This window comes from Nocardia sp. NPDC057455 (assembly GCF_042802775.1).
Lineage (GTDB): Bacteria > Actinomycetota > Actinomycetes > Mycobacteriales > Mycobacteriaceae > Nocardia.
The window spans coordinates 97,570-122,190 of record NZ_JBHVDM010000007.1 but is presented as its reverse complement, the minus strand read 5'-3'; the positions used below and the strand labels follow the sequence as shown (position 1 = coordinate 122,190).

Below are 24,621 nucleotides of genomic sequence, written 5' to 3'. Positions count from 1 at the left end.
CCTGGACGCGTACACCCCACCAAGCCACCGAATCGGCGCACGCCACGCCGGTTCGCCAACCCACTCCGCGCAGCCGGAAAACAGCACGGTCGCCGCAACCTCCCGAAACGAGAGCGTTGCGACGACCGTGTGAAACCCGAGAGGGCGAGGGCCCGCTTCGGTGAGCGATCAGAGCGGGATGTTCTTGTGGTGGCTGGCGCGAGCCGGGGCCGCGGCCAGTGCCGCGGCGATGACGCTGCGGGTCTTCGCCGGGTCGATGACCTGGTCGACCACACCGATCGCGATGGCGCGCTCCACGCCGCCCGCGATGCGCTCGTGTTCGGCGGTGAGCCGTTCGTGCAGCGCCTCGCGCTCCTCCTCCGGCGCGGCCGCCAGTGCCTTCTTGTGCAGGATGCCGACCGCGGCCTTGGCGCCCATGACGGCCACCTCGGAACCGGGCCACGCGTAGACCGCCGTCGCACCGAGCGAACGAGCGTTCATCGCGATATAGGCGCCGCCGTAGATCTTGCGGGTGACCAAGGTGACCCGCGGAACGCGCGCCTCGGCGAACGCGTGCAGCAGCTTCGCACCGCGCCGCACGACGCCTTCCCATTCCTGGCCGACACCGGGCAGGTAGCCCGGAACATCGGTGACCACGATCAGCGGGATGCCGAACGCGTCGCACAGCCGCACGAAGCGCGCCGCCTTCTCCGCGCTTTCGGAGTTCAGGCAGCCGCCGAGGCGGATCGGGTTGTTCGCCAGCACGCCGACGGTGCGGCCGCCGAGACGACCGATGCCGGTGACGATGCTGCGGGCGTAGAGCCCCTGTAACTCCTCGAACGACGACTCGCCGTCGACGTTGTCGAGCAGCTCGTGGATGATCGGCTTCACGTCGTAGGCGCGCTTGGCCGATTCCGGCAGCATGGCCTTCAGGTCCACGTCGCCGTGCTCGGCCGCGACCAGGTCGAACTCGCCCTGTTCGGCGAACATCGACACCAGGCGGCGCGCGCGGTGCAGCGCGTCGGACTCGTCGTCGGCCACGATGTGGGTGACGCCGGACTTCTTGCCGTGTGTCTCCGGGCCGCCCAGGGTGGCCATGTCCACCTGCTCGCCGGTCACGCTGCGCACCACGTCCGGGCCGGTCACGAAGACGCGGCCTTCCGGAGCCATGATCACGATGTCGGTCAGCGCGGGACCGTAGGCGGCGCCACCGGCGGCGAAGCCGAGCACCACGGAGATCTGCGGGACCAGGCCGGACGCGCGCACCATGGCCTCGAAGACCAGGCCGACCGCGTGCAGCGCCTCGACGCCCTCGGCCAGGCGAGCGCCGCCGGAGTGCCACAGGCCGACCACGGGGACGCCGGAGTCGATCGCGGTGTCGATGGCGTCGACGATGTGCTTGCAACCCTCCACGCCCATCGCGCCGCCCATGACGGTCGCGTCGGAGCAGTAGGCCACGGTGCGGACGCCGTCCACCTCGCCGATGGCGGCAAGCACGCCGGACTTGTCGCGCGGGTGGAGCGGAAGAATGGTGCCGGGATCGAAGAAGCGCTGGAGTCGACCGAGCGGATCACGCGGGTCGGTCGCAGTCTCTTGATGCAACGCGGGAGCGATGATTGTCATCGCGTGGTCTCCTCAACTCGATGAGTGTGCCGCTGCTGCGGCTGCGTATGTCGAACCACGGCGGGGCCGAGCCAGCTCAGCTGGCCGACCCCGCCGGGCTCGTTGTGCAGTCGATCGCGCGGCTATGCCCGACCGAAGGCGAGCGCCACATTGTGCCCACCGAATCCGAAGGAGTTGTTGATCGCGTACTCGATCTCCTGGCGGCGGGCTTCGCCCTTCACCACGTCGAGGTCGATCTCCGGATCCTGGTTCTCCAGGTTCAACGTCGGCGGCACGATGCCGTCACGGATGCTCATCACGGTCAGCACGGATTCCAGGGCGCCGACGGCGCCGATCGAGTGACCGAGTGCCGACTTCGGCGCGTACACCGAGGCATGGTTGCCCACGGCTTTGGTGATCGCGTTCGCCTCGGCGGTGTCGCCGATCGGAGTCGCGGTCGCGTGCGCGTTGATGTGCGTGATGTCCTTCTTGGTCAGACCCGCGGACTGCATCGCCCTGGTCATCGCCCGCGCGGCGCCGTCACCCGTGGGATCGGGGGCGACGAGGTGGAAGCCGTCGGAGGTGATGCCCGCGCCGAGCAGGCGGGCGTGGATGGTCGCGCCCCTGGCCTTCGCGTGCTCTTCGGTCTCGATGACCATCAGCGCGCCCGCCTCGCCGAAGACGAAGCCGTCGCGATCCTTGTCGAACGGACGCGAGGCGCCCTTCGGGTCGTCGTTGCGGGTGCTCATGGCGCGCATCATGGTGAACGCCGCGATCGGCACCGCGTCGATGAAGCCTTCGACGCCACCGGTGACGACGATGTCGGCGTCACCCATGACGATCATGCGCCAGGCATTGGCGATGGCCTCGGAGCCGGACGAGCATGCCGAGACCGGAGTGACCACTCCTGCCCTGGCCTTCAGTTCGAGACCGACAACGGCCGAGGGGCCGTTCGGCATGACCATCTGCACAGCCAACGGCGAGATCTTGCGATAGCCGCCGTTCTTCAGCTTGTCCACGGAATCGATGAGGGCGTCGCCGCCTCCCAATCCGGTGCCGATGGCCACACCCAGCCGCTCCGGGTCGACTTCCGGGCTGCCCGCGTTCCGCCAGACCTCGCGACCGAGCACGGTCGCGAGCTGCTCGACGTAGGCCATGCGCCGGCATTCGACACGAGACAGCAGGGTGTCGGGCCGGACCTTCAGGTGACCGCCGATGCGGACCGGAAGATCGTATTCCTCGATGAAGGAATCCTCGAGAACGTCGATGCCGCTCTCGCCGTTGAGGAGTCCCTTCCACGTCGCATCGACGTCACCCGCGATCGACGTGGTCGCCGCAAGGCTGGTTACGACGACGTTGGGGAAGTTCCCATTCAAGGTGGAAGGAGTGGTCACAGTTTCGGCCCTACTCGGCGTTGTCGAACTTGGCCTTGAGCTCGGCCGCCGCGTCGGCGTTCTCGGCCTCGAGCTTCTGGATGTAGGACACGGCGTCGCCGACCGTCTTCAGGCTGGCCAGATCCTCGTCGGGGATCTTCACGCCGTACTTGTCCTCGGTCTGAACCGCGATCTCGACCATGGACAGCGAGTCGATGTCCAGGTCATCGACGAAGGACTTCTCGATCGTGACCTCGGAGGGCTCGATACCGGTCACCTCTTCGATGATCTTGCCGAGTTCCTCGACGATTTGTTCCTGGGTCAGAGCGGCCACTTCGTGGCTCCCTTCTTGATACTTTGTAGGGCTCTACTGGTTTTTTTCGGATCGAGCGCGGAAATGGTTACCGCCTCTCGGTCACGACCTCGCATCTGGATGCATGGTCGCGGAGGAAAGCTAGCCAATTACGGTCAGCTCAGCCAACGCGGGGAGGTCTTGTGGGGTCTTCAGGGCCAGCGTGGGCGTGCCCTTCAGCTCCCGCTTCGCGATACCGACGAGGGTGCCCGCCGGCGGCAGCTCCGCCACTGCCGAGACGCCGGCTTGCCGGACGGACTCGGTGCACAGATCCCAGCGAACCGGCCGGGTGACCTGCGCGGCGAGCTTATCTATCGCATCACGTCCGGACGCGACAGGCTTGCCGTCGAAGTTCGAAAGCAAGGTCCTGGTCGGCTCGTTCGGCGTGATCTTCGTTATGGCATCGGTCACAGCATCCTGCGCCGAGGCCATGAACGCCGTGTGGAACGCGCCCGCGACGGGCAGCGCGCGAACCCTGGCTTTCTCCGGGGGATTCGCGGCGAGCTCGGCGAGAGCGTCCAACCGACCCGCGGCCACGATCTGACCCACCGCGTTGCGATTGGCCGGGACGAGGTCGAGTTCGGTGAGCCGTTCCAGCACGGCGGCCTCATCGCCGCCGAGCACCGCGGACATACCGGTCGGCTCCAGTGCGCACGCCTTGGCCATCTCCGCTCCGCGGATGGCGGCCAGCCGGACCGCGTCGTCGGCGGAGATGACTCCGGCGACGGCAGCGGCGGCGAGTTCACCGACCGAGTGCCCGGCCACGATGGTAGCGGCGGGAAGCTCGTCGGGCGAGATCTCCGCGAACGCGAGCAGCGCTGCGGCGACCACCAGCGGCTGGGTGACGGCCGTGTCGGTGATCTCCTCGGCCGTCGCCGTGGTACCGAGACGGACCAGGTCCAGGCCGGAAGCCTTGGACCACAGCGTAAGGCGCTCAGCCGCGCCGGGGAGGTCGAGCCAAGGCGCGAGCATGCCGGGTGTCTGAGAGCCCTGTCCAGGGGCGAACAACGCGATCACGCCTCTAAGAAAACACTGTGAGGCGGGCCGCACGAGATGTCGACGCGGATGAAGCTTCGGAAGCGCTTTTGTGGGGGTTCCACAAAAGACCAAGTGGGCTGTCCGAATCGACCGATTCCGCGGATGCGTTACAAGCCCTCGGGACTGAACGCGACCGGAGTTGCCTCTGGGGCAGGAGTCGACGATTCGTTACGGGTTCGTGTCAAACGACCCACTGTGGCGGCGATCCGGAGCACATACGCGTCTCTCGGATTCAGCGGATCACGGCCTGTGATCTCGCCGATGCGCTTGAGGCGGTACCGGACCGTATTTGGATGGACGTACAGCTGACGCGCACACGTCTCGACCGCTCCACCACAATCCAGATAGGCGTCGAGAGTGTCCGCCAGCGACGAACCCGCCGCGGCCAACGGTAGGACAAGGTACTCGTTCAGCGCGTCGATCGCAGCTCGATCACCCAACAAAGCGCGTTCCGGCAGCAATTCCGCCGCGTGCACCGGGCGCGGAGCCGCGCGCCAGCCCACCACGGCCTCCATCCCGGCCAGCGCTTCCACCGCACTGGCGTGTGCCGCGCCCAGCGTGCGGGTGGTCGGCCCGATCACCACCGGGCCGTCGGAGAACACCTCGGCGAGCAGGTCGGCCAGAAAAGGGGACACATGCGATGTCTCCCCCAGATGTCCGGAGACGACCATCACCAGCCTGGCCCCCTGCACCACCGCGAGCGCGGCCCGCCCGTGCCGCGCCGCGATGGAATGCACCGACCCCACCGACGAGACGCCCTGCTCGCCGGGCGGGGTGCCCACCAGCACCGTCGCCGGTGCGGTGGCGTCCCAGTTCAGCGTCGCGGCCCGGGAGAGCATGTCCGGACCAGTGTCGCCGCGCACCACGGCGTCGACGACGAGCGCCTCCAGCCTGGTGTCCCACGCGCCGCGCGACTCGGCGGCACTGGCGTACACCGAGGCGGCGGCGAACCCGAGTTCGCGTCCGTACCGCAGCACCGCCTCGGTCAGGGCCACCAGCTGCCGGTCGTTGCGCGCGAGCGCGGGCAGCCACTGCTCGAAGAACTCCATGGCGACGCGGACCATGTCCACGGTCTGGCGCAGCGTCAACCGCCGCGCGAGATCCTGCGGGATGACCTGGAAGGCGTCCAGGCTGAACCGGATGTCGCTGTCCGGGTCCTGTAGCCATTCCAGGAAGTTCACCACCGCGGTCTGCACCAGCATCTGCACGCCGGCCCGCTGCGCGGCGTCCAGATCGGCGAAGAACGGCAACCGATCCTGCATCGACCCCACCGCCTCCGTGGAGAGGCGGCCGGAGAACTGCTTCACACGTTTGAGCAGCGTGTCCGGAAGGGGGTCGCGGGTCTGCCGGTTCGGGGAGAGCGCGCCCGTCGGCAGATACACCTCGTGCTCGGAAGAGCCCTCGGAGATCCGTCGCGGCCGCGGCGGTTTACGGTCCACCATCCAATATTCCGCTACGCGAGGTCTTCGTCAGAACTCACCGCTGCCTTCGGCGCGGCGTCCACGTCGGCGATCCGGTACTTCGCCGCCGCTTCCACCGCCTTGGCCGGGTCGAGCTTGCCGGTCCGGCCGAGACCGGCCAGGGCCGCGACCACGATGGACTGCGCGTCGACGTTGAACACCCGTCGCGCGGCCGGGCGGGTGTCGGAGAAGCCGAAACCGTCCGTGCCGAGCGTGGTGAAATCGCCCGGCACCCACTTGCGCACTTGGTCGGGCACCGCGCGCATCCAGTCGGTGGCGGCGACGTACGGGCCCTCGGCGCGCGACAGCGCCTCGGTGACGTACGGGAGGCCGGGGTCGCTGCCCGGATCGCGCAGTGCGGCGATCTCCTTGTCGAGCGCCTCCTTGCGGAGCTCGCCCCACGAGGTCACCGACCATACGTCCGCCTGCACGCCCCACTCCTGCGCGAGCAGCGCCTGCGCGCGCAAGCCATCCGGCACGGTGACGCCGGAGACCAGGATCTGGGCGCGCACGTCGCCCGCACCCCCGCGCTTGTACCGGTAGATACCTTTGAGCAGGCCTGCGACGTCGAGGTCTTCCGGCTCGGCCGGCTGCTGGTACGGCTCGTTGTAGAGGGTGATGTAGTAGAAGACGTCCTCGCCGCCGAACTCGCCCGCGCTGCCGTGCGGATGGGTCCCGGGCAGCGGCGCGGCGCCCTGCGGCGCTGCTCCCCCGCCGTACATCCGGCGCAGGCCGTCGCGCACGATGTGGGCGATCTCGAACGCGAACGCCGGGTCGTAGGTGACCACGGCCGGGTTGGTGGAGGCGAGCAGCAACGAGTGCCCGTCGTTGTGCTGGAGGCCCTCACCGGTCAGCGTGGTGCGCCCGGCGGTCGCCCCGAGCACGAAGCCGCGGGCGAGCTGGTCGGCCGCCGCCCACAGTCCGTCGCCGGTGCGCTGGAAGCCGAACATCGAGTAGAAGATGTACAGCGGGATCATCGGCTCGCCGTGCGTGGCGTACGAGGTGCCCGCCGCGGTGAACGAGGCCGTCGACCCCGCTTCGTTGATGCCCTCGTGCAGGATCTGCCCGACGGCGCTCTCTTTGTAGGCAAGCATCAATTCGGCGTCGACGGATGTGTACAACTGACCGTTGCGGTTGTAGATCTTCAACGAAGGGAACCACGAGTCCATACCGAAGGTCCTGGCCTCGTCGGGGATGATCGGCACGATCCGCTTGCCGATCTCCTTGTCCCGCAGCAGCTCCTTCATCAGCCGCACCAGGGCCATCGTGGTAGCCACGCTCTGCTTGCCCGACCCCTTGCGCACCGAGCGGTAGGCCTCGTCGCCGGGCAGCTTCAGTGGCGCCGCCGCGGCGCGCCGCTCGGGCAGGAACCCGCCGAGCGCCTTGCGCCGGTCGAGCATGTACTGGACCTCGCGAGCCTCCATACCGGGGTGGTAGTACGGGGGCAGATACGGATCCTTCTCCAGCTCGGCATCGCTGATCGGGATCCGCTGCAGGTCGCGGAAGTCCTTCAGGTCCTGCAGGGTCAGCTTCTTCATCTGGTGCGTGGCGTTGCGGCCCTCGAAGTGCTTACCGAGGGTGTAGCCCTTGATGGTCTTGGCCAGGATCACCGTCGGCTGGCCCTTGTGCGCCATCGCGGCCGCGTACGCGGCGTACACCTTGCGGTAGTCGTGGCCACCGCGCTTGAGGTTCCAGATCTCCTGGTCGGACAGGTCCTGCACCAGCGCCTTGGTGCGCGGGTCGCGGCCGAAGAAGTGGTCGCGCACGTACGCGCCGTCGTTGGCCTTGTAGGTCTGGTAGTCGCCGTCCGGGGTGCTGTTCATGAGGTTCACCAGCGCCCCGTCGCGGTCCGCGCCGAGCAGCGCGTCCCACTCGCGACCCCAGATCACCTTGATGACGTTCCAGCCCGCGCCGCGGAAGAACGACTCCAGCTCCTGGATGATCTTGCCGTTGCCGCGCACCGGCCCGTCCAGGCGCTGCAGGTTGCAGTTGACCACGAAGGTCAGGTTGTCCAGACCCTCCATGGCCGCGACGTGCGCGAGGCCGCGCGACTCCGGCTCGTCCATCTCGCCGTCGCCGAGGAACGCCCACACGTGCTGATCGGAGGTGTCCTTGATCCCGCGATCGTTCAGGTAGTGGTTGAATCGCGCCTGGTAGATGGCGTTCATCGGGCCCAGACCCATGGAGACCGTCGGGAACTCCCAGAAGTTGTTCAGCAGCCGCGGGTGCGGGTAGGACGGCAGACCGTGGCCGGGGCCGCCGTGGCTGTACTCCTGCCGGAACCCGTCGAGCTGATCGGCCGACAACCGGCCCTCCAGGAACGCGCGAGCGTAGATGCCCGGCGAGGCGTGGCCCTGGATGAAGATCGAATCGCCGCCGCTCGGATGGTCCTTGCCGCGGAAGAAGTGGTTGAAGCCGACTTCGTAGAGCGCCGCCGAGGACGCGTAGGTCGAGATGTGGCCGCCCACGCCGATGCCGGGGCGCTGGGCGCGATGCACCATGATCGCGGCGTTCCAGCGGATCCAGGCGCGGAAGCGCCGCTCCACCTCCTCGTCGCCGGGGAACCACGGCTCGTTCTCGGTGGGAATGGTGTTGACGTAGTCGGTGGAGGTCAACGACGGAATGGCGACCCGACGTTCACCGGCCCGCTCCAGTAAGCGGAGCATGAGGTAACGCGCCCGGCCGGGGCCTTCCCGGTCGAGCATCTCATCGAACGACTCGAGCCATTCGCTGGTTTCCTCCGGGTCGATGTCCGGTAGGTAGGACGCCACCCCTTCGCGGATCACCCGCACCCGTCCGCCCGGCTGCGGCGTGTGCGACCCGTTCGGATCGCTGCTCGCGGCGGGCGCGGGGGCGGAGCTGTTACCGGCGGATTTCGCCGGTGCGGAAGAGTGGATCAGGTCGGTCAAATCTGCTCCTCGTACAGGGGTGGACATGCTGATGGCGTCGGTATCCCCGGGCGGGTTCGCTGGTTGGCGGACCGCCCGTTTACGAAAGGTTCGGGCGCACCATCCATCCTTGCCGATGGCGCGTCCCAAATCATCATGTCAGCCGGAAATCCAGTACCGTTCGACAGGCAAGGTGAGCATGAGAGCGTGGCAGCCCTGAGGAGCGGGAGGACGATGAAGCTGCTGAACCCACGCGGGTTCGGAATGGTGTGCGCCACCGGCGCGGTCGCTATCGGAGTGGTCGTCGCGGGGTGCGCCAACCGGGTGGACGGCGTGGCCGGTCCGAACGCGAGCGATCTGGCTGCGTACAAGACCGAGGCGGCGTCCTCGTCGGCGGCGGCGACCTCCTCCCGGCGCGCGGCGGCACAGGCCAAGGCCATCGCCGACAACTGCGGTCAGTTCCCCACCATCACCGGAGCGGGCGTAAGCAAATACAACGACTTCGTCGACGCGCACGATTCGAACGCGCCCGACTACGACGCCAAGCGCGACTCGGCGGTGCAGACCCTCGAGGACGCCGCGAACAAGGTGGAAAGCAGCGCGAACTCCGCCAGGGACGCGTTACCCGGCGATCTGGCGGGCCTCTTCACCGAGTACGTGAACGCGGCCCGCGCGCTGGCCGCCGAGACGCGCAAGATGACCTACACCGCCCCCGTCGCGGCGCTCAACGACGCCAGCAGGCGGGTCAACGACGCGCGCAACGCCGTCCGCGACTCGTGTCCGAAGCGCTGAGAAAGCCCTTGACACACCATCGCAACGCGACATTCGGTAGCTATTTCGCCGGATCGGCTTGCGCTGAAGCCCATAACCATGTTCGCTTGCAACTATCCATTGTCGGGAGTTGAGGAGGACACCACCGTGGTCGCCGCGGCGGACGCGCAGAACTACGCTCAGAAGCTTGGCATTTCACACGGCTTGGTTGTCCAGGAATTGGGCTGGGACGAGGACGTCGACGACGACCTGAGGGCCGACGTCGAGGAAGCGATCGGCGGCGAGCTCGTCGACGAGGACTCCGACGAGGTGATCGACGTCGTGCTGCTGTGGTGGCGCGATGGGGACGGCGATCTGGTCGACGCCTTGATGGACGCCATCGCCCCCCTCGCCGACGAAGGTTTCGTCTGGGTACTCACCCCCAAGACCGGACAACCCGGCCACGTCGAGCCGAGCGAAATCGCCGAATCCGCACCGACCGCAGGTCTGACCCAGACCTCGGCGATCAGCCTCGGCTCGTGGGCGGGTAGCAGGCTGGTGCAGCCCAAGGCGCCCTCGAAGCAGCGCTGACCCACCGCGCTATGGTTTCCACCGGGTGGTGTCGCACGCCCGCCCGGTGGAGACCCGACACGATGGAGGATTCGCTATGCCGCTCGAGGTCGGCACTGTCGCGCCGGATTTCACGCTCAAGGACCAGAACAACCAGGAAGTCAGCCTGTCGGACTTCCGCGGGAAGAAGAACGTCCTGATCGTCTTCTACCCGCTCGCCTTCACCGGGATCTGCCAGGGCGAGTTGTGCAAGGTCCGCGACGAGCTGCCCAAGTTCCAGAACGACAACGCGGAGATCGTGGCGATCTCGGTCGGCCCGCCGCCCACGCACAAGATCTGGGCCGCCGAACAGGGGTACGTCTTCCCGCTGCTGTCGGATTTCTGGCCACACGGCGCGGTGGCCCAGGCCTACGGCGTCTTCAACGAGAAGACCGGCTACCCCAACCGCGGCACATTCGTCGTCGACCGCGAGGGCTACATCCGCTTCGCCGAGATGAACGGCCCCGGAGAGCCCCGTGACCAGGCGGCTTGGGAGAAAGCGCTCGCCGCGCTAGATTCATAAGCCGCCGGTAACGGTCCGGGCGTATAGCTCAGCGGTAGAGCACTGGTTTTACACACCAGCGGTCGGGGGTTCGATCCCCTCTGCGCCCACCGAAGAAGATCAGGTAGAGAACCCACTACGTGTCCCCGCTGGACTGCGCTACGGGCGGCCACGCACGGCATCAGGGGTCGCGTTGCAGCGGAGTTCGTCACTCCACGACGAAACTGTTCCCACGGTCCCGACGTAGCGGCGGTTGTGGGCGTCGTCTCCGACGAAGCGCCCAGATATCACCGAGGGGAGCTACCCGGCCTGGGATCGCCTGCACGTCGGGAAGCGTGACGGCGTCGAGGACGGGCGCGATCGGCGTGGCGAAGTCGGCGTTTCGCGAGGACACTGAGGGCGTAACGTCCAATTCGTCCCTCAGGAGCACATGCGATGCCAACCAACGGACCTTTCGGCATAGATCCGGAAGATTTCGAACGCGCACTGCGTGGGGCGGGGACCGAGCTGCGCGACCTGCTCGGGAAAGCAGGCGTTTACCTGGATCGCGTGGATCACGCGAGCGTCGGTTCACTGGCGTCGCTGCTCGGGCAGTTCGTCCAACCGGATCGGCCACGTCCACCGAAACCCGAAGGCGAGACCACCGGCGAGACCGGCAGCGGGGTGTGGGCGATCTACAGCATCGACGACAACGGCGAGGCCAGGGTCGACCAGGTGTTTCCGAGCGAGCTCGAGGCTTTGCGCGCGCATCGCGACAACACCGATGATCGCCGTCGGGTGCGATTTCTGCCCTACGGGGTTCCGGCCAGTGTGTTGGATGCGCCCTGACGGCGCTTCCCTCGCACCGGATAGCGGCCGCGACGAGCGGCGCGTCGAACAGCGTTATCGTTCTAGCTTTTCGCTCCGATCCGCGTTTGCAGGCCGTCCAGCACCCGGTCCAGTCCGTAGGTGAAGGTGTCCTCTCGGATCTGCCCCGGGTCTTTGTCCCGCTGGTCGGCGGCTCCTTGGCGCAGCCGCCGTAGGCCGAGGGTGGCCTCGTCGACGGCGGGCAGCAGGCCTGCCACCCACTCGCGTTCGTCCATGCCGCTGCGCGCGATCATCGCGAGGTAGGCCGCCTCCGATATCGCCGTACCGATGACGTAGGAGATGAGCGTGCCCAGGGCTTGCTCGGTTTCCTCCGGCGGGAATCCCGCTGCTTCGAACTGCGCGAGCATGCGTTCGGACATGCGCATGACGTTCGGTCCGAGGTGGACGAGTCCGACTTGGCCCAGCACTGTGGCGACCCAGGGGTGGCGCAGCGCCATCGCGCGCAGGCTGCGGGCGCCGGCGGCGATCGAGGGTCGCCAGTCGGCGGGATCGAGGGGCTCCGGTAGTTCCAGCTCGCCGTAGACCTCGTCTACGACCAGTTCGATCAGCTCGTCCTTGTTGGCTACGTGACGGTAGAGCGAGGTGGCGCCTGCGCCCAGGCGCGTGCCGAGCTTGCGCATACTCAACGCCTCGATGCCGTCGGCGTCCAGGAGCAGTACCGCTTCGGCGACGATCTGTTCCCGGCTCAGCGAGGGTTGTTTGCGCTCGCGCGGGGGGCGGGTCCACACCGAGGTGATCGGCTTCTGCGCTGCGGCCATGGCGTCTCTTTCATCGAATGTCAGCGGTCTCATCGAGGATAGCGCACGATGTTCCCTCTTGCGCACAGTGTTCCGCTTTGCATACAGTGTGCGCATCGCATTCGCGGTATTCCCGAAGGAGACGTCATCATGGAGATCGCTCGCTGGCAGGCCCGGTTCGAAGAACTACGCGCCGCCTACCACGTTCCGGGGGCAAGCCTGGCCGTACTGGTCGACGGGCAGATTCATGAGCTGGCCAGCGGAGTCCTGCACCGGGGAACCGGGGTGCCGGTGACCACGGATGCGGTGTTCCAGGTCGGGTCGATCACGAAGATCCACACCGCCACGCTGGTGATGCAGCTCGCCGAAGCCGGCCGGCTGGATCTGGATGCACCGGTGGTGGAGATCCTGCCGGAGTTCGCCACCGCCGATCCCGAAGCCACCGGGCGCATCACCCCTCGGCAGTTGCTCAGCCACACGGGCGGATTGACCTGCGACTTCACCCACGACACCGGGCGCGGTGACGACTGCCTCGCCAAGTACGTGGAGGCTGCCGCAGGGGTGGCCTTGGATTGCCCGCCCGGCACGGCCATCTCCTACAGCAGCATCGGATACAACGTGCTCGGCCGCATCGTTGAAGTCCTCACCGGTCTGACCTGGGACGAAGCGCTCGCCCAGCAGTTGTGCGCACCGCTGGGCCTGAACGGCACCGTCACCCTGCCCGAAGACGTGCTGCGTTTCCCCGCCGCGATGGGGCACCTCGGTGAGCCGGGGCAGGAGCCGCAGCCCGCCCCCGCGTGGAACATGCTGCCTCGCTCGGCCGGCCCCTACGGCGGTGTCCTGTGCGCCACCGCCGCTGATCTCGCTCGGCTTGTGCGAATGCACCTCGACGCAGGTGTGGCGCCGGACGGCACCAGGGTGCTGTCGGCCGAAAGCGTCGCGGCGATGCAGCGACGCGTGGTCGATTCGCCCGACAAATGGACGGTGAGCGCGGACGGTTGGGGCCTGGGCTGGACGCTCTACGACTGGAACGGCATCCCCGGCTTCGGACACGACGGCGCCACCATCGGACAGTACGGCTTCCTGCGCGTCGTCCCGTCCGCCGGAGTGGCGGTGGTCCTGCTGACCAACGGCGGCGGATCCCGCCTGCTCTACACAGACCTTCTGCGTGAACTCCTGGCCGAACTGGCCGGGGTGCAGATGCCTGCCGCCTTCGCGCCGCCTGCGGCGCCGCCCGCCGTGGACATCACACCGTTCACGGGGATCTACCGGCGCGAGGGTGTGGTCATCACCGTCACCGAACGAGACGGCGCGGGCCATCTGGTCTACGAATTCGTCGATGGCATGGCCGGGCTCTCGCCGGCGATGGAAATGACGTTGACCCCCATCTCCGACACCGTATTCGCCGGGGCGGGCACCGGCCCCTTCGCTGAGGACTGGATGCCCGTGGTGTTCTCCGCGCTCGCGGACGGCACCGGTGTCTGCTACATCGGCATGCGCGCCGCCCCCAAAACGGACAACGCAAAGCTGCGGTCAACCGAGCCGGTCCCGGCCCCGATCGGACGGTGACCGTTCTCGGGCAGCCGGATCGGTATCGTCGCGATATGCCCGCGTTGATCGCTCCGACTACGCGTCTGCATGCGGCCTGGCTCGAGGCGCACGACGAGTGGGGTCCCGGCCCGCATGAGGACGGCTTCGGACTGCGACCATACGACGAGGTACGTTCGCCGACCGGTTTCGCGGCCTGGGTCGCCCGGCTGGCCGACGAATCGGGCCGGGCGTCGGACCGGACCGGCCGGGCGCGGTGCACTTATCGATGGATCGTCGAGGGTGACAAAGTGCTCGGCGGGATCGCTCTGCGGCGCGGGCTCGACGACTTCGTGCGGTGGGCGGGCCATATCGGCTACGGCATCCGGCCATCCGCGCGCCGACGCGGGCTGGCCACCTGGGCTCTGGGCCGGATGCTCGACGAGGCGGACAAACTCGGCATGGACCGAGTGCTGATCGTCTGCGCGGCCGACAACATCGCCTCGGCGAAGACCATCGAGCGCCAGGGCGGCGTCCTCGAGACCATCGTGGACACCCAGCTCGGTCCGGCACGGCGTTACCGGGTCGGCACCGGCGTCCATGATCAGCGGCCCGACCGCTGCGGCCGACAGGGAACAACGGCCACACCGCGGCCCTGAGTGCGCGTCCGGCAACCGGGCCTGCGTGTGTGCGCTGCGCGTCTGTCCCCGCCTGCCTGAGCTCGATCCCGCGATGCCATCGCCGGCGTCCATCATCGCCCGGTCGCCACCCGCACCTTGAAGTCCCGATCGGGCGAACCGACGTGCTCGGTGTAGCTGCCGGTCAGGGTTGATTTTCTACTGCCGCACCCTTTCAGGGACGTAAAATAATCGGCACGAGTCCACTCCTCGAGGAGGTCGGCGATGACCGACAGTCCACGCTCGATTGCCGCAATCGACAAGGTGCTCCCCTCGGGCGCGGATGAGGAAAGATTTTCCGGCTACGGGGTGATGGGATTGCCCTTCGCCAGTGGTCACTACTTGGCGCTGCGGCATTTCCCCGCCAGCTCGGTCGGCGCGGGATACGACGCGGTGTGGCATCGAGATCCCGCCGGGAAGTGGGTGATCTACAGCAGTGTCTCCCCTGCCACCAGCTGCGCCCGCTATTACGGGTCAGCGCTCGAAGATGCGCGCGTGGAGGACATCTCGGTTGATTGGACGGGTCCCACCACGTTCACAGTGCGGGTGGGCGACAGGATCGTGTGGGATCTCGAGCTGGGACGATCGGTGGCGACAGCCGCGATGACGAGCCTCGGTCGCATGATGCCCGCCGCATTGTGGCGACGTCCCGGCGTCTTGTCGCTCATGTCGCGGGTGGCGGGTCCGGCGCTCGGCGTCGGGCGGGTCCGGCTCAGCGGCACTTCCCCCAACGGTCAATGGTTCCTGGCCAATCCCCGGATGCTGTGGACCGTCGAGAACAGCACTGCCCGGATCGACGGAATCGACGTCGGTCGTCCGGGACCTCTGGCCGAGCAGGCCACATTGGGGGACTTCTGGCTGCCGCAACGCGGAATGTTCGCCGTGGGCGAGTCCTATTTCGAGCAATACGACCCGACGCGCCATCAGCCCGCCCGCCCTGGCGCATGACGGCCGAACCCGGAGACCATCGGACGCCGCGCACGCCCGGTAGGGCAGCAGCGTCCCGAACCCGCCGAACGGGGAGCGCCGTTGACCCGGCTCAGGCCGATCGGCGTGCGGTCACCAATAGGTACTCCCACTCCATCCGGCCGTTGCCCAGGTCGTGCTGAGCGGCCAGCTCCGCGAGCGACCGGTCCAACTGCGCGATCTTGTCGGGCTCCCCGGCAATCGCCTTGTACACCGCGACCGTCGGTCCGTAATAGGTCTTGAAGAAGTCGCGGAACTCGGCGGCATCGGTGAAACGGTCGATGACCGCGTTCTCGCGGCGTAACTCCAGGTTGTCGACGCGGTCGCCGAGCAGCGACCGGACATGCGCTTCGTCGCCCCACAGCGGCGGCGGCTGCGCGCCGGGCGGGGGCGGCGGAGCGAACGGCTTCATCGTGGCGAACATCTGCCCGATGAATCCGGAGGGTGTCCAGTTGATCAACCCGATCGTGCCGCCCGGTTTGGCCACGCGCACCAGTTCGTCCGCGGCCGCTTGGTGGAACGGCGCGAACATGACGCCGACACAGGAGATCACCGCGTCGAACTCGGCGTCGGAGAAGGGCAATGCCTCGGCGTCGGCTTCCCGCCATTGCAGGTCGACACCCCGGTCGGCGGCGATGCGCCGACCCGCCTCGAACAGTTCCGGCGTGAGGTCGCTGGCCACGACATCCGCGCCGGTCTCCGCAGCCGGGATCGCGGCGTTCCCGGACCCGGCCGCGACGTCGAGCACCCGCTGCCCCGGGCCGATACCGCACACCTCGACGAGACGCCGGCCCACGCCGGAAATCACCTCGGTGGCGATGGCCGGATAGTTGCCCATCGCCCACATCGCGCGATGCCGCTTCTTCAGATCCGCGGAGCCGGGTTCGGTCATCTGACGCTCCCTCTGTAGTCGGTCCGGTGGACGCCTCGGAAATGGCCATCGCGTTCTTCCGCGCCGACCGGCGATCGCTCTCGCTGACTGTTGGCAAGCCGCTTCCAGTGCTGTCTCACGGATGAGCGCGGCTCGCCTCAACCATAAGCCGAGCAGGTGTTCAGGTCGCACCGAACGGGCGACCGGATCAGGCGGCCTTCCCGGTCCGCAGACTCGTCCCTCCGTCGACCTGGTCCGAGAAATTCCGGCCCCAGGCTTGATGTTCACCCGCGCACGTATTGCCATTCGCAGCGGTGCCGGGATTACTGTCGGTGTATGCCGAGCGAGCCCGCGCCGTCTATCCCGTCATTCCACGTGAACGCGATTCCCGACACTTCGCGCACCTCCCCTGACGACCCGATGGCCGCGCTGGTAGGCATCCTCGACCTCCAAGCGGCGTTGCCGGGTATTCGGCGCATGCGCGCGTGGGGGCACGAGGTCTTGGCCGTCCATCCCGGTGAGCGCGCACTGGATATCGGCGCCGGAACGGGCACCGAGGTGATCGAACTGGCCGAGCGTGTCGGGCCCGGCGGCGACGCGGTCGGCGTCGACCCTAATCCCGCGATGCTCGCCATCGCCCGTGGGCGCGCCGAGACGGCCGAGTCCCCGGCCCGCTTCGTCGAAGGCACTGCCTATCACCTGCCGTTCCCGGACGGTTACTTCGACGCGGTGCGCTGCGAGCGGGTCTACCAGCACCTCGACGACCCGGTGGCTGCCACCGCCGAGATCACCCGGGTCCTGCGACCGGGCGGTCGCGTGCTGCTCATCGACAGCGACTGGCATACCGTGATCGCCCATCCCGGCGACCCTGACGTAGTCGCCCGCTTGTCGAAGGCGATGCTCGCGACCACCTCCGATCCCGCGTCGGGCCGCCGCCTGCGCGGCCTGCTGACCGCAGCGGGCTTCGTCATCGATGACATGGGATCGGAGGCGGTGATCTGGAATCCGGAGACCGCTCGCCCCCTGTTCACGCAGATGATCGCGTCGGCAGGCGCCGGCGGCGCGATCACCGAGGAAGAAGGGCGCGACCTCCTCTCCAGCATGGAGGCGGGCATCGCCAAAGGCGATTACCACTTCTCGGTCACCATGTTCGCCGTGCTCGGGCACCGAGGATAGTGAGCCGCCCGGCGCTCACCGTTGCCGCCCCGCATCCGGCCGGATACGCCCGGCCTGCACGAGTGCCCGCCACGCCGCCGTCTTACGCGCGCATTCCCCCACGCGACAAGCACGGTGCCGCTGCATGGTCATCTGCGCCTCCCCCACACCCATCGCGTGATCGGGAGCGTCGTGTGGGAAACCCATCGGCCGAAGCGTCGTGTCCATGTCTCCGCGCTCCCGTTGCACTCGTCGGCTGATTTCGTCCACACTGCGGCCCTCCGGCAGCCGAACGGGCCACAGCCACAACGTGACACCGATGAGCGAGAGCAGCACCACACCGATCGCGACCAACTGCCACCCGGTCACGGCAACCTCCGGTACGGGTGGTCGATGGGCAGCAGCGACGGCCACCGATACCCGCGCGGATACGTCTGCTCGGGAGTGATCAGGTCGCATAGTTCGGTAACCGCGCGGGCGAACGGCTCGACGTGAGCAAGGCCCGGCACGATCACCGCGACCGCATCGGCCACCCGAATATGCTCGACCGCCAGTAGAGCCGCCGCCCTGACCGCCGTAGCGAAGACAACCAGCTCCACCACGAAATAGCCCCGCGCAGTCGCTATTTCGCGAATCAACCGTTCATCGTGTTGTTCGTCCGCACCGGAAACCTCGCGCCGAATGAAGCCCAGCGCGTTCGGGCCCAGTGATGTGACGCTGGCGCAGTCGCCGTCCATCCCCTGTCACTCCCCTGCTCGTTGTGTTCAGTGAGCACCCGCCGCCGAGGAGTGGAAACGGCGTCGACTCGGCGGCGAGGCTGACATCAGCGTGCCCGCCGAGCGGGAAGTGACGATTACAGAGCGCTATACCGCGTGGGGATCAATGCCAAGGCTGTTGGACAAGGTCAGAAGGCGACTGTCGAGCGCCTTGCGGTGCGCTCGGCGAGCAATCGCCGCCACGGAATCGAGGACCAGGGGGTCCATTCGGGTACGTTGCGGGTCGACCATTTCGGCCGCTGAGAAGGCCCGAACTGCTTCGGCATCGTTGCCTGCGGCAGTGAGAGCGTGGCCGTAATCGGTCCAGAAATAGACGACTCGATTCGGCGCACGAACCGGCCGTGGATCAACGGTGCGAGCCACCCTGATAGCCGCGTCGCTGTCACCGAGTTCGCTCGCCACCGACACATGCCAGATCGCCGCGCTGGTCGGACCGAACCACAGGAGCCCGAACCCGCCGTCCTCGGTTTCGCCGAGCGAGCGCGCTTCGGAATACGCCTCATCGAGCAGGTCCGCGGCGGTACCAGCCTGCCCCGCCACCGCATTGGCGATGGCACCCCGGCACAGCAGATTCCCGTATGCCTGGCGGACCGCGGTGGCACCGAGGAAAGGCTGCATCGCTGCCGCAGTACGGGACGCCAATCGACCGGCCAGCGCCGCGTTCTCCGGCGGCATCGCGTTCAGTCTGGAGATCTCCGCCAAGCCGATCCATTCGGAAAGCTCCAGATTCCGAGCACACCGAAGGCCGGCATCCGCGATCCCCGAGGCGAGGTCCGGAAATCCCACACCCTTGACCAGGAACCGAGCATTGAACGTCAACTCGACGAACTCGGGCCCACCGAAGTAGAAGGCATCTCGCAGCAGGTCGGCCATGCCCGGAGCGAGGGCGGCGTAGTCCGCGTTATTGCGCAGGATCGTCGAACGGGCGACCGCTTCGCGTACGGCTTCCCGTGGCCGGTCCGGTTTCCGACGTTCACCCACCGAAATCTCGACGTAAGCCGACCTGATCTCCGGAATCGCCGCCATGGCAACAGCCTTGGCCGGATCCGTCGGATCTCCCGGTTGCCCCAGCAGCTGCGCGACGGTGACGTTCAGCGCGCGAGCGATGGCAACCTGAGTCGCACGCCGATCCAACGCCCGCTGCCCACTCTCGATCTGCGAGATGTAGCCCTGCGTCAACCCGGCACGATCAGCCAGCACCTTCTGACTGATCCCACCCCGCCGCCTGCGCCAGTACCGGATGCGCTGTCCGGTGTGCTCCATGTCTCGAGAGTAGGTCGTCGGACGGACCGGTACCAGTCCGAGCGCGGGCGCCTGTCGACAGGACACCGGTGAATTGTGCTCCCGCTCCATTCCATAAGAACCATCGTGATGCGCTGCTCCGAGCAGCCGTCACCAGAGAGGACAAGATAGTTTGTCCAGCGCCGGGGAAGGTGACCCGCATCTGGTGTGTCCGCGACGCCTACCCCACGTCCCGGCGCAGCCAGGTGACCTCGGCGCCGGTTTCCGTTCCGTAGCGGTAGATTTCGAGGTCCTCGTCCCAGGCGGTGCCGAGGGCGCGGTCGATTTCGGCGGCCAGGTCGTAGGCGGAGTACTTGCCCAGTTCGCGGGTGGCCTGGAGCATGGCGCGCAGGCGCATCTCGCCGATCATGACGTCGCCGTTGGCGCTCGTGGAGCCGTGCCACAGGCCGAGGCCGGGGACGAAGCTGTAGCGCTCGCCGTCCACGCCGTCGCTGGGGTCCTCGGTCACCTCGAAGCGCAGAACGGGCCAGGAGCGCAACGATTGGGCGATCTTCGAGGCGGTGCCGACCGGACCGATCCACTCACTGGTGGCGCGCAGTTGGCCGTCGGCCGGTTGGGCGGTCCAGCGCAGCTTCGCCGGAGCGCCGAGGGCCGAGGTGAGTGCCCACTCGACATGCGGGCACAGCGCGGCAGGCGACGAGTGGATGTAGACCACACCCGCCGTCGCGTCCGCGAACTGACTCGATGCGCGCACCACCAATACCTCCAGCTTCGACGAGGACCGTCTTCCCCAACGACTCGTCGTACTGGCGTTGCCTGAGTGTACTGGAGTGCCCGAAGTTACACGTGTTACTTCGCGACCGTGTTGCGCGCGGCTGTCGCCTCCGCGATCACGGCGTCGCTCAGCGGTGGCCAGGCCGCCCGCGCCCAGTCGCCGAAATTCTCGTCGCTCAGAGCGAGACACGCCAACTCCGTTTTCGGGTCAACCCACAAAAATGTCCCGGATTGGCCGAAATGTCCATAGGTTTGTGGCGAATTCGTGCCACCGGTCCAGTGCGGAGACTTGCCGTCGCGGATTTCGAAGCCAAGTCCCCAGTCGTTGGGGCGCTGCGAACCGTAGCCGGGCAGCACACCGTTGAGGCCCGGGAACTGGACGGAGGTGGCCGCCGCGTGCGTCTGGGCCGAGATCAACCGGGGGTTCAGCAATTCGGCGGCGAAGCGGGCCAGGTCCGCCGCGCTGGACCGTCCCGCGTGCCCGGCCGGACCGGCCAGTACCGAAGCCGTCATGCCCAGCGGTTCGAAGACGGCGTCGCGCAGGTACTCGTCGAACGCTATCCCGGTCTGCTCGGTGAGGAATTCGGCGAGCACTTCGAAACCCGCGCTGGAGTAGATCCGCCGCGATCCGGGCGACGCCTGGACATCGGTGGTGTCGAACGCGAGTCCGGACGCGTGCGCCAGCAGATGACGCACCGTGGCGCCGGGCGGCCCGGCGGGCTGGTCGAGGTCGACCGCGCCCTCCTCCACGGCGACGAGCACGGCGTAGGCGACCAGGGGCTTGGTCACCGACGCGAGCGGGAACACCCGCTCGACAGAACCTTCGCTCGCGACGCCGCCGTCGGCGGTGACCACCGCGGCCGCCGCGTGCCGAACCGGCCATTCCCGAATCTGCTCGAGTGAACGCACCCTGCGAGCCTACGAGAACCGGGTAGCTACCATCGACTCGCCATGAGTGAAAAGCCCACTGTTCACGGCGACGTCGCATCCGGTTTCGAACCCGTCGCCGACGCCTTCCGCCGCAACTTCGAGCGCCACGGCGAAATCGGCGCCGCCGTAGCGGTATACGCCGGTGAGCGCCCCGTGGTGGACCTGTGGGCCGGCTTCCGCGATCGCCTGCGCACGCTGCCCTGGGAGCAGGACACGATCGTGCCGGTGTTCTCCTCGACCAAAGGCATGGCGGCGTTCACCGTCGCCGCCACGGTAGCCAAGGGTCTGCTCGACTATGACCAGCCGGTGGCGAAGTATTGGCCGGAGTTCGCCGCCCACGGCAAGGACGCGATCACCGTGCGTCAGCTGATCGACCATCAGGCGGGCCTGTCCGGCCTGAGCGAGGTCGTGCGTCTGCCCCAGATCGCCGACCTGGACGGCCTCGCCCGCATTCTGGCGGCGCAGAAACCGGCTTGGCGGCCCGGCACCAGGCACGGCTATCACGCGATCACCCTCGGCCTGTACCAGGGCGAGCTGCTGCGCCGCGTCGACCCGGACCGCCGCACGCTCGGACGGATCTTCGCCGACGACATCGCCGCACCGCTCGGCGTGGATTTCTTCATCGGCCTGCCCGCCGAACAGAGCATGGACCGCATCGCCACGATGTCGGCCACCCGCGGCCTGGACGTGTTGCGCTACGAGCGCGATCTCCCGCTGCGGATCGGCACGGAGATCTACGCCGAACGCGGGCTGTCCTACGCGGCGCTGACCAACCCGCGCTGCGGTGCCCCGGCGCGGGCGAGCCGGCGCGAGTTCCTCGAGGTGGAACTTCCCGCGTCCAACGGCGTGGGCAACGCCCGCGCGCTGGCCGAGGTCTACGGCGCGGCGGCCGGGCGCACCGGCGCACTTCCGATCGACGACGCACTGCTCGACCGGCTCGCCGCGGCCCGAACCGCCGACGACGTCCCCGCCGAGGACTTGGTGCTGCACACCAAGAGCCGATACCACCTCGGTTTCCGCAAATCGCGCGGCAGCTTCCGCTTCGGCTCCGACAAACGCGCCTACGGCACCACGGGACTCGGTGGCTCGTTCGGCTTCGCCGACCCGGCAACCGGTCTGGGCTTCGGTTACACGATGAACCGGCTGGGCCTCGCCGTCCTCGACGACGTCCGCAGCCGCAACCTGCGCGAAGCCTTGCTGCGCTGCCGGATCTGAGCCGGGCGGCGCGCGGACCGCTCGCGATCCCCTGCGCGGTGCACGAGGCTGCCTACACTCACAAGGCACGGGCCGACCAGTCACCGATCGTGGAATCGAGGGACCTCGTGGCAGAACAACCGGCCACCATAGACGCATACCTCGCCGCGTTCCCCGAGGATGTGCGCGGGATCCTCGACGCGATCCGGCGCACCATCCGGGCCGCCCTGCCGGATGCCACCGAAGCGATCAGCTACGACATCCCCACTTTCCGGCTGCACGGCCGCAATGTCGTGCACTTCGCGGGGTGGAAGCAGCACGTGAGCCTCTACCCGATCCCGGACGGCGATCCCGCGCTGACACGCGAACTCGAACCGTACCGGGCGGGCAAGGGAACGCTGCGGTTCCGGCTCGGCGAACCGGTGCCGTACGACCTGATCGGACGGATCGCCACCGCGCTCGCCGAGCGACGGTGAGGCGCTCTACCAGTCGGCTTCGGTGTACTTGATGATCCCGCGGATGTTCTTGCCGTCCAGCATGTCCTGATAGCCCTGGTTGATCTCTTCCAGGGAGTAGCTGCGGGTGACCATGTCGTCCAGGTTGAGCTGGCCGGCCTTGTACAGCGACAGCAGCCGCGGCGCGTCCTGGCGGGCGTTGCCGCCGCCGAAGATGCAGCCCTTCACCGTCTTCTGCAACATCGACAGCAGGAAGCTGTTCAGCTTGACGTCGCTCTCGTCCATCCGGCCCATCGAGGTGACCACCAGGGTGCCCGCCTTCGAGGTGAGGATCAGGCCCTCTTCGATGTACTCGCCGTGCATCTCGCCCATGGTCAGGATGACCTTCTCGGCCATCCGGCCCTCGGTGGCCTCCATCAGCGGCATGATCGCGGCGGTCATGCTCTCGTAGGTGTGCGTGGCGCCGAATTTCTGCGCCTGCTCGCGCTTCCACGGATTCGGGTCGATGGCCACCACCTTCGACGCGCCCGACAGCACCGCGCCCTGCAACGCGCTCATCCCGACGCCGCCGATGCCCGCGATCACCACCGTTTCGCCCGGCGCCACCTGCGCCACGTGGGTGGAGGAGCCGAAGCCGGTGGGGACGCCGCAGCCGACCAGGCAGGCCACCTCGAACGGAATGCTCGGATCGATCTTCACCACGGAGGTGTGGTGCACCGTCATGTACGGCGCGAAGGTGCCCAGCAGGCACATCGGGATGACGTTCTCACCGCGGGCCTGGATGCGGTAGGTGCCGTCGCTGATGGCCTGTCCCATCAGCAGGCCCGCGCCCAGGTCGCACAGCGCCATGTGTCCGGCCACGCAGGCCGGACAGCGGCCGCAGGCGGGGATGAACGACAGGATCACGTGGTCGCCGACCTGCAGATCGGCCGGGCAGTTCGGGCCGAGCTCGGTGATCACACCCGCGCCCTCGTGCCCGCCCATGACGGGGAAGGACGGCATCGGGGTCGCGCCGGTCACGATGTGGTGATCGGAGTGGCACATACCGGCGGTTTCCATCCGGATCTTCACCTCGCCGGCGACCGGATCGCCGACCTCGATCTCCTCCACCGACCACGGCTGGTCGATCCCCCACAGGATCGCGCCCTTCGTCTTCATTCCTGTCGACCCTCTCGCATGCACGTGCTTATATGTGACTGCACCCACAGTACGAGAAAAATGTAACGCGTTCTAGTGCCGGTGGAAAAATTCGTCGACAGAGCGTGACCTCCGAGCCGAACGCGTTACAGTTTTGCGATACGTTCACGCACGGACGTCATGCACGTGGTGCAGCAGATCGTGCAGGATGTACCGCGCGAACGACTCCACCGTGAACTCCGCCCCGTCGCTGCGCGCGCCGCGCAGACCGCGCCGCGCGGGCGGCACCGATTCGAAAGACCCCGCCGCCCGCTCAGCGGCCTCGGCCAACTCCTCGGCCACCCGGGCCGGCTCCTGCTCGTTGTAGCGGTCGGCGACCGCGGCCGCGTCCTGATCCCAGTTCGGGAAGCGCGGCGGCTCCCCCTCGGGGTGATCGGCCAGCATCAGGCCGAGACGAGTGTCGGACATGCGGCACACGTCGCGCACGTGTGCGCCGTATTCCAGAGCCGACCAGGTCGATTCGTCCGGCCGCACGCGCACGCCGGGGCGGTCGAGAACCGCGGCGAAGCAGGCGGCCGTCTCCCGGATCAGCACGGGCACGGCCTCGTAGGCGGTCGCGGCGGCATCGAAACCGCATTCGGGACAGGGGCGGCTCAACACCCAGGTCCAGTCCTTGACATCGGGAACGATCGGCATGCGCTCAACCTAGGCGCGACCGGACAGCGCCTTCCACCGATATCCGGTCAACTATCGGGCACAT

Annotated in this window: 25 protein-coding genes, 1 tRNA gene and 1 pseudogene; 11 read left to right on the top strand and 16 right to left on the bottom strand. The window is 67.8% G+C overall.

Annotated elements, in window-relative coordinates; all coding sequences use genetic code 11:
- Positions 1-168: 168 nt before the first annotated feature.
- The 6 genes from ACFU5M_RS04850 to aceE form a co-directional block, all read right to left on the bottom strand.
- Positions 169-1,602 carry an acyl-CoA carboxylase subunit beta gene (locus ACFU5M_RS04850; RefSeq protein WP_040865737.1) on the bottom strand — a complete coding sequence of 478 codons (1,434 nt, stop codon included), beginning with the start codon at positions 1,600-1,602 and terminating at the stop codon, positions 169-171.
- Positions 1,603-1,724: 122 nt separating this feature from the next.
- Positions 1,725-2,975 carry a KasA/KasB family beta-ketoacyl-ACP synthase gene (locus ACFU5M_RS04845; RefSeq protein ID WP_379043749.1) on the bottom strand — a complete coding sequence of 417 codons (1,251 nt, stop codon included), beginning with the start codon at positions 2,973-2,975 and terminating at the stop codon, positions 1,725-1,727.
- A 10-nt stretch (positions 2,976-2,985) separates the two neighbouring features.
- On the bottom strand, positions 2,986-3,288 hold the full coding sequence (gene acpM / locus ACFU5M_RS04840; RefSeq protein WP_014349925.1) for a meromycolate extension acyl carrier protein AcpM: 303 nt from the start codon (positions 3,286-3,288) through the stop codon (positions 2,986-2,988).
- Positions 3,289-3,408: 120 nt separating this feature from the next.
- A complete protein-coding gene (locus ACFU5M_RS04835) occupies positions 3,409-4,323 on the bottom strand; it encodes an ACP S-malonyltransferase (RefSeq protein ID WP_379043744.1) in 915 nt (304 codons plus the stop codon).
- A gap of 128 nt (positions 4,324-4,451) precedes the next feature.
- Positions 4,452-5,786: a PucR family transcriptional regulator gene (locus ACFU5M_RS04830; RefSeq protein WP_379043741.1), complete on the bottom strand. Its 1,335-nt coding sequence runs from the start codon at positions 5,784-5,786 to the stop codon at positions 4,452-4,454.
- A gap of 11 nt (positions 5,787-5,797) precedes the next feature.
- Positions 5,798-8,713, bottom strand: a complete 2,916-nt coding sequence (aceE, locus tag ACFU5M_RS04825) for a pyruvate dehydrogenase (acetyl-transferring), homodimeric type (protein WP_379043738.1) — start codon at positions 8,711-8,713, stop codon at positions 5,798-5,800.
- A 213-nt stretch (positions 8,714-8,926) separates the two neighbouring features.
- Between aceE and ACFU5M_RS04820 the strand changes: the two genes are divergently transcribed.
- The 5 genes from ACFU5M_RS04820 to ACFU5M_RS04800 all read left to right on the top strand — a co-directional run bounded on the left by ACFU5M_RS04820 (position 8,927) and on the right by ACFU5M_RS04800 (position 11,381).
- A complete protein-coding gene (locus ACFU5M_RS04820) occupies positions 8,927-9,484 on the top strand; it encodes a hypothetical protein (RefSeq protein WP_379043735.1) in 558 nt (185 codons plus the stop codon).
- A 126-nt stretch (positions 9,485-9,610) separates the two neighbouring features.
- Positions 9,611-10,033 carry a DUF3052 domain-containing protein gene (locus ACFU5M_RS04815; protein ID WP_379043788.1) on the top strand — a complete coding sequence of 141 codons (423 nt, stop codon included), beginning with the start codon at positions 9,611-9,613 and terminating at the stop codon, positions 10,031-10,033.
- A gap of 76 nt (positions 10,034-10,109) precedes the next feature.
- The gene (locus ACFU5M_RS04810) at positions 10,110-10,574 is read left to right on the top strand and encodes a peroxiredoxin (RefSeq protein ID WP_379043732.1); all 465 of its coding nucleotides are present in this window, start codon (positions 10,110-10,112) and stop codon (positions 10,572-10,574) included.
- Between the two features lie 17 nt (positions 10,575-10,591).
- A tRNA-Val gene (locus tag ACFU5M_RS04805) sits at positions 10,592-10,663 on the top strand.
- A gap of 325 nt (positions 10,664-10,988) precedes the next feature.
- Entirely contained in the window at positions 10,989-11,381 is a 393-nt protein-coding gene (locus ACFU5M_RS04800) for a hypothetical protein (protein WP_379043729.1), read from the top strand.
- A gap of 62 nt (positions 11,382-11,443) precedes the next feature.
- On the opposite strand, the gene ACFU5M_RS04795 is transcribed toward ACFU5M_RS04800, so the two are convergent.
- Entirely contained in the window at positions 11,444-12,178 is a 735-nt protein-coding gene (locus ACFU5M_RS04795; protein WP_379043726.1) for a TetR/AcrR family transcriptional regulator, read from the bottom strand.
- Positions 12,179-12,307: 129 nt separating this feature from the next.
- Here ACFU5M_RS04795 and ACFU5M_RS04790 point away from each other — a divergent pair, with 129 nt between their 5' ends.
- The 3 genes from ACFU5M_RS04790 (at position 12,308) to ACFU5M_RS04780 (ending at position 15,309) form a co-directional block, all read left to right on the top strand.
- Complete coding sequence (locus ACFU5M_RS04790; RefSeq protein WP_379043723.1) at positions 12,308-13,726, top strand: serine hydrolase domain-containing protein; 1,419 nt, start codon at positions 12,308-12,310, stop codon at positions 13,724-13,726.
- 35 nt (positions 13,727-13,761) lie between these two features.
- The gene (locus tag ACFU5M_RS04785) at positions 13,762-14,343 is read left to right on the top strand and encodes a GNAT family N-acetyltransferase (protein WP_379043720.1); all 582 of its coding nucleotides are present in this window, start codon (positions 13,762-13,764) and stop codon (positions 14,341-14,343) included.
- Between the two features lie 243 nt (positions 14,344-14,586).
- On the top strand, positions 14,587-15,309 hold the full coding sequence (locus ACFU5M_RS04780) for a hypothetical protein (RefSeq protein WP_379043717.1): 723 nt from the start codon (positions 14,587-14,589) through the stop codon (positions 15,307-15,309).
- A 91-nt stretch (positions 15,310-15,400) separates the two neighbouring features.
- Here ACFU5M_RS04780 and ACFU5M_RS04775 read toward each other — a convergent pair whose 3' ends face one another.
- Positions 15,401-16,219 (bottom strand): class I SAM-dependent methyltransferase, encoded by an 819-nt coding sequence (locus ACFU5M_RS04775; protein WP_379043714.1) that lies wholly within the window; start codon positions 16,217-16,219, stop codon positions 15,401-15,403.
- Positions 16,220-16,534: 315 nt separating this feature from the next.
- Between ACFU5M_RS04775 and ACFU5M_RS04770 the strand changes: the two genes are divergently transcribed.
- Positions 16,535-17,374 (top strand): methyltransferase domain-containing protein, encoded by an 840-nt coding sequence (locus ACFU5M_RS04770; protein WP_379043711.1) that lies wholly within the window; start codon positions 16,535-16,537, stop codon positions 17,372-17,374.
- Positions 17,375-17,389: 15 nt separating this feature from the next.
- Here the strand turns inward: ACFU5M_RS04770 and ACFU5M_RS04765 are convergent, their stop codons facing one another.
- From ACFU5M_RS04765 to ACFU5M_RS04740, 6 genes and pseudogenes are all read right to left on the bottom strand, one after another.
- Positions 17,390-17,722 (bottom strand): hypothetical protein, encoded by a 333-nt coding sequence (locus tag ACFU5M_RS04765; RefSeq protein WP_379043709.1) that lies wholly within the window; start codon positions 17,720-17,722, stop codon positions 17,390-17,392.
- Positions 17,719-18,090, bottom strand: a complete 372-nt coding sequence (locus ACFU5M_RS04760; protein ID WP_379043707.1) for a hypothetical protein — start codon at positions 18,088-18,090, stop codon at positions 17,719-17,721. The genes ACFU5M_RS04765 and ACFU5M_RS04760 overlap by 4 nt, the downstream gene beginning before the upstream one ends.
- Positions 18,091-18,216: 126 nt before the next feature.
- Entirely contained in the window at positions 18,217-19,002 is a 786-nt protein-coding gene (locus ACFU5M_RS04755; RefSeq protein WP_379043794.1) for a hypothetical protein, read from the bottom strand.
- A gap of 213 nt (positions 19,003-19,215) precedes the next feature.
- Positions 19,216-19,392, bottom strand: a pseudogene (locus ACFU5M_RS04750) (helix-turn-helix domain-containing protein); the annotation flags it as partial.
- A gap of 199 nt (positions 19,393-19,591) precedes the next feature.
- Positions 19,592-20,125 (bottom strand): DUF3145 domain-containing protein, encoded by a 534-nt coding sequence (locus tag ACFU5M_RS04745; RefSeq protein ID WP_379043704.1) that lies wholly within the window; start codon positions 20,123-20,125, stop codon positions 19,592-19,594.
- Positions 20,126-20,220: 95 nt separating this feature from the next.
- The gene (locus ACFU5M_RS04740) at positions 20,221-21,054 is read right to left on the bottom strand and encodes a serine hydrolase domain-containing protein (protein WP_379043701.1); all 834 of its coding nucleotides are present in this window, start codon (positions 21,052-21,054) and stop codon (positions 20,221-20,223) included.
- 42 nt (positions 21,055-21,096) lie between these two features.
- Here ACFU5M_RS04740 and ACFU5M_RS04735 point away from each other — a divergent pair, with 42 nt between their 5' ends.
- Positions 21,097-22,290, top strand: a complete 1,194-nt coding sequence (locus tag ACFU5M_RS04735) for a serine hydrolase domain-containing protein (protein WP_379043698.1) — start codon at positions 21,097-21,099, stop codon at positions 22,288-22,290.
- Between the two features lie 107 nt (positions 22,291-22,397).
- Positions 22,398-22,745, top strand: coding sequence for an iron chaperone (locus ACFU5M_RS04730; RefSeq protein WP_379043695.1), 348 nt, complete (start codon positions 22,398-22,400; stop codon positions 22,743-22,745).
- 6 nt (positions 22,746-22,751) lie between these two features.
- Here ACFU5M_RS04730 and ACFU5M_RS04725 read toward each other — a convergent pair whose 3' ends face one another.
- Complete coding sequence (locus ACFU5M_RS04725; protein ID WP_379043692.1) at positions 22,752-23,882, bottom strand: NDMA-dependent alcohol dehydrogenase; 1,131 nt, start codon at positions 23,880-23,882, stop codon at positions 22,752-22,754.
- A 144-nt stretch (positions 23,883-24,026) separates the two neighbouring features.
- The gene (locus ACFU5M_RS04720; protein ID WP_379043689.1) at positions 24,027-24,557 is read right to left on the bottom strand and encodes a DinB family protein; all 531 of its coding nucleotides are present in this window, start codon (positions 24,555-24,557) and stop codon (positions 24,027-24,029) included.
- Positions 24,558-24,621: the final 64 nt, after the last annotated feature.

Excerpts from the sequence above, each read along its gene's own strand:
- ACFU5M_RS04850 (WP_040865737.1), bottom strand. The coding sequence starts at position 1,602 with ATGACAATCATCGCTCCCGCGTTGCATCAAGAGACTGCGACCGACCCG.
- ACFU5M_RS04830 (WP_379043741.1), bottom strand. The coding sequence starts at position 5,786 with ATGGTGGACCGTAAACCGCCGCGGCCGCGACGGATCTCCGAGGGCTCT.
- ACFU5M_RS04820 (WP_379043735.1), top strand. The coding sequence starts at position 8,927 with ATGAAGCTGCTGAACCCACGCGGGTTCGGAATGGTGTGCGCCACCGGC.
- ACFU5M_RS04810 (WP_379043732.1), top strand. The coding sequence starts at position 10,110 with ATGCCGCTCGAGGTCGGCACTGTCGCGCCGGATTTCACGCTCAAGGAC.
- ACFU5M_RS04800 (WP_379043729.1), top strand. The coding sequence starts at position 10,989 with ATGCCAACCAACGGACCTTTCGGCATAGATCCGGAAGATTTCGAACGC.
- ACFU5M_RS04795 (WP_379043726.1), bottom strand. The coding sequence starts at position 12,178 with ATGGCCGCAGCGCAGAAGCCGATCACCTCGGTGTGGACCCGCCCCCCG.
- ACFU5M_RS04790 (WP_379043723.1), top strand. The coding sequence starts at position 12,308 with ATGGAGATCGCTCGCTGGCAGGCCCGGTTCGAAGAACTACGCGCCGCC.
- ACFU5M_RS04785 (WP_379043720.1), top strand. The coding sequence starts at position 13,762 with ATGCCCGCGTTGATCGCTCCGACTACGCGTCTGCATGCGGCCTGGCTC.
- ACFU5M_RS04780 (WP_379043717.1), top strand. The coding sequence starts at position 14,587 with ATGACCGACAGTCCACGCTCGATTGCCGCAATCGACAAGGTGCTCCCC.
- ACFU5M_RS04775 (WP_379043714.1), bottom strand. The coding sequence starts at position 16,219 with ATGACCGAACCCGGCTCCGCGGATCTGAAGAAGCGGCATCGCGCGATG.
- ACFU5M_RS04770 (WP_379043711.1), top strand. The coding sequence starts at position 16,535 with ATGCCGAGCGAGCCCGCGCCGTCTATCCCGTCATTCCACGTGAACGCG.
- ACFU5M_RS04760 (WP_379043707.1), bottom strand. The coding sequence starts at position 18,090 with ATGGACGGCGACTGCGCCAGCGTCACATCACTGGGCCCGAACGCGCTG.
- ACFU5M_RS04755 (WP_379043794.1), bottom strand. The coding sequence starts at position 19,002 with ATGGCCGACCTGCTGCGAGATGCCTTCTACTTCGGTGGGCCCGAGTTC.
- ACFU5M_RS04735 (WP_379043698.1), top strand. The coding sequence starts at position 21,097 with ATGAGTGAAAAGCCCACTGTTCACGGCGACGTCGCATCCGGTTTCGAA.
- ACFU5M_RS04725 (WP_379043692.1), bottom strand. The coding sequence starts at position 23,882 with ATGAAGACGAAGGGCGCGATCCTGTGGGGGATCGACCAGCCGTGGTCG.
- ACFU5M_RS04720 (WP_379043689.1), bottom strand. The coding sequence starts at position 24,557 with ATGCCGATCGTTCCCGATGTCAAGGACTGGACCTGGGTGTTGAGCCGC.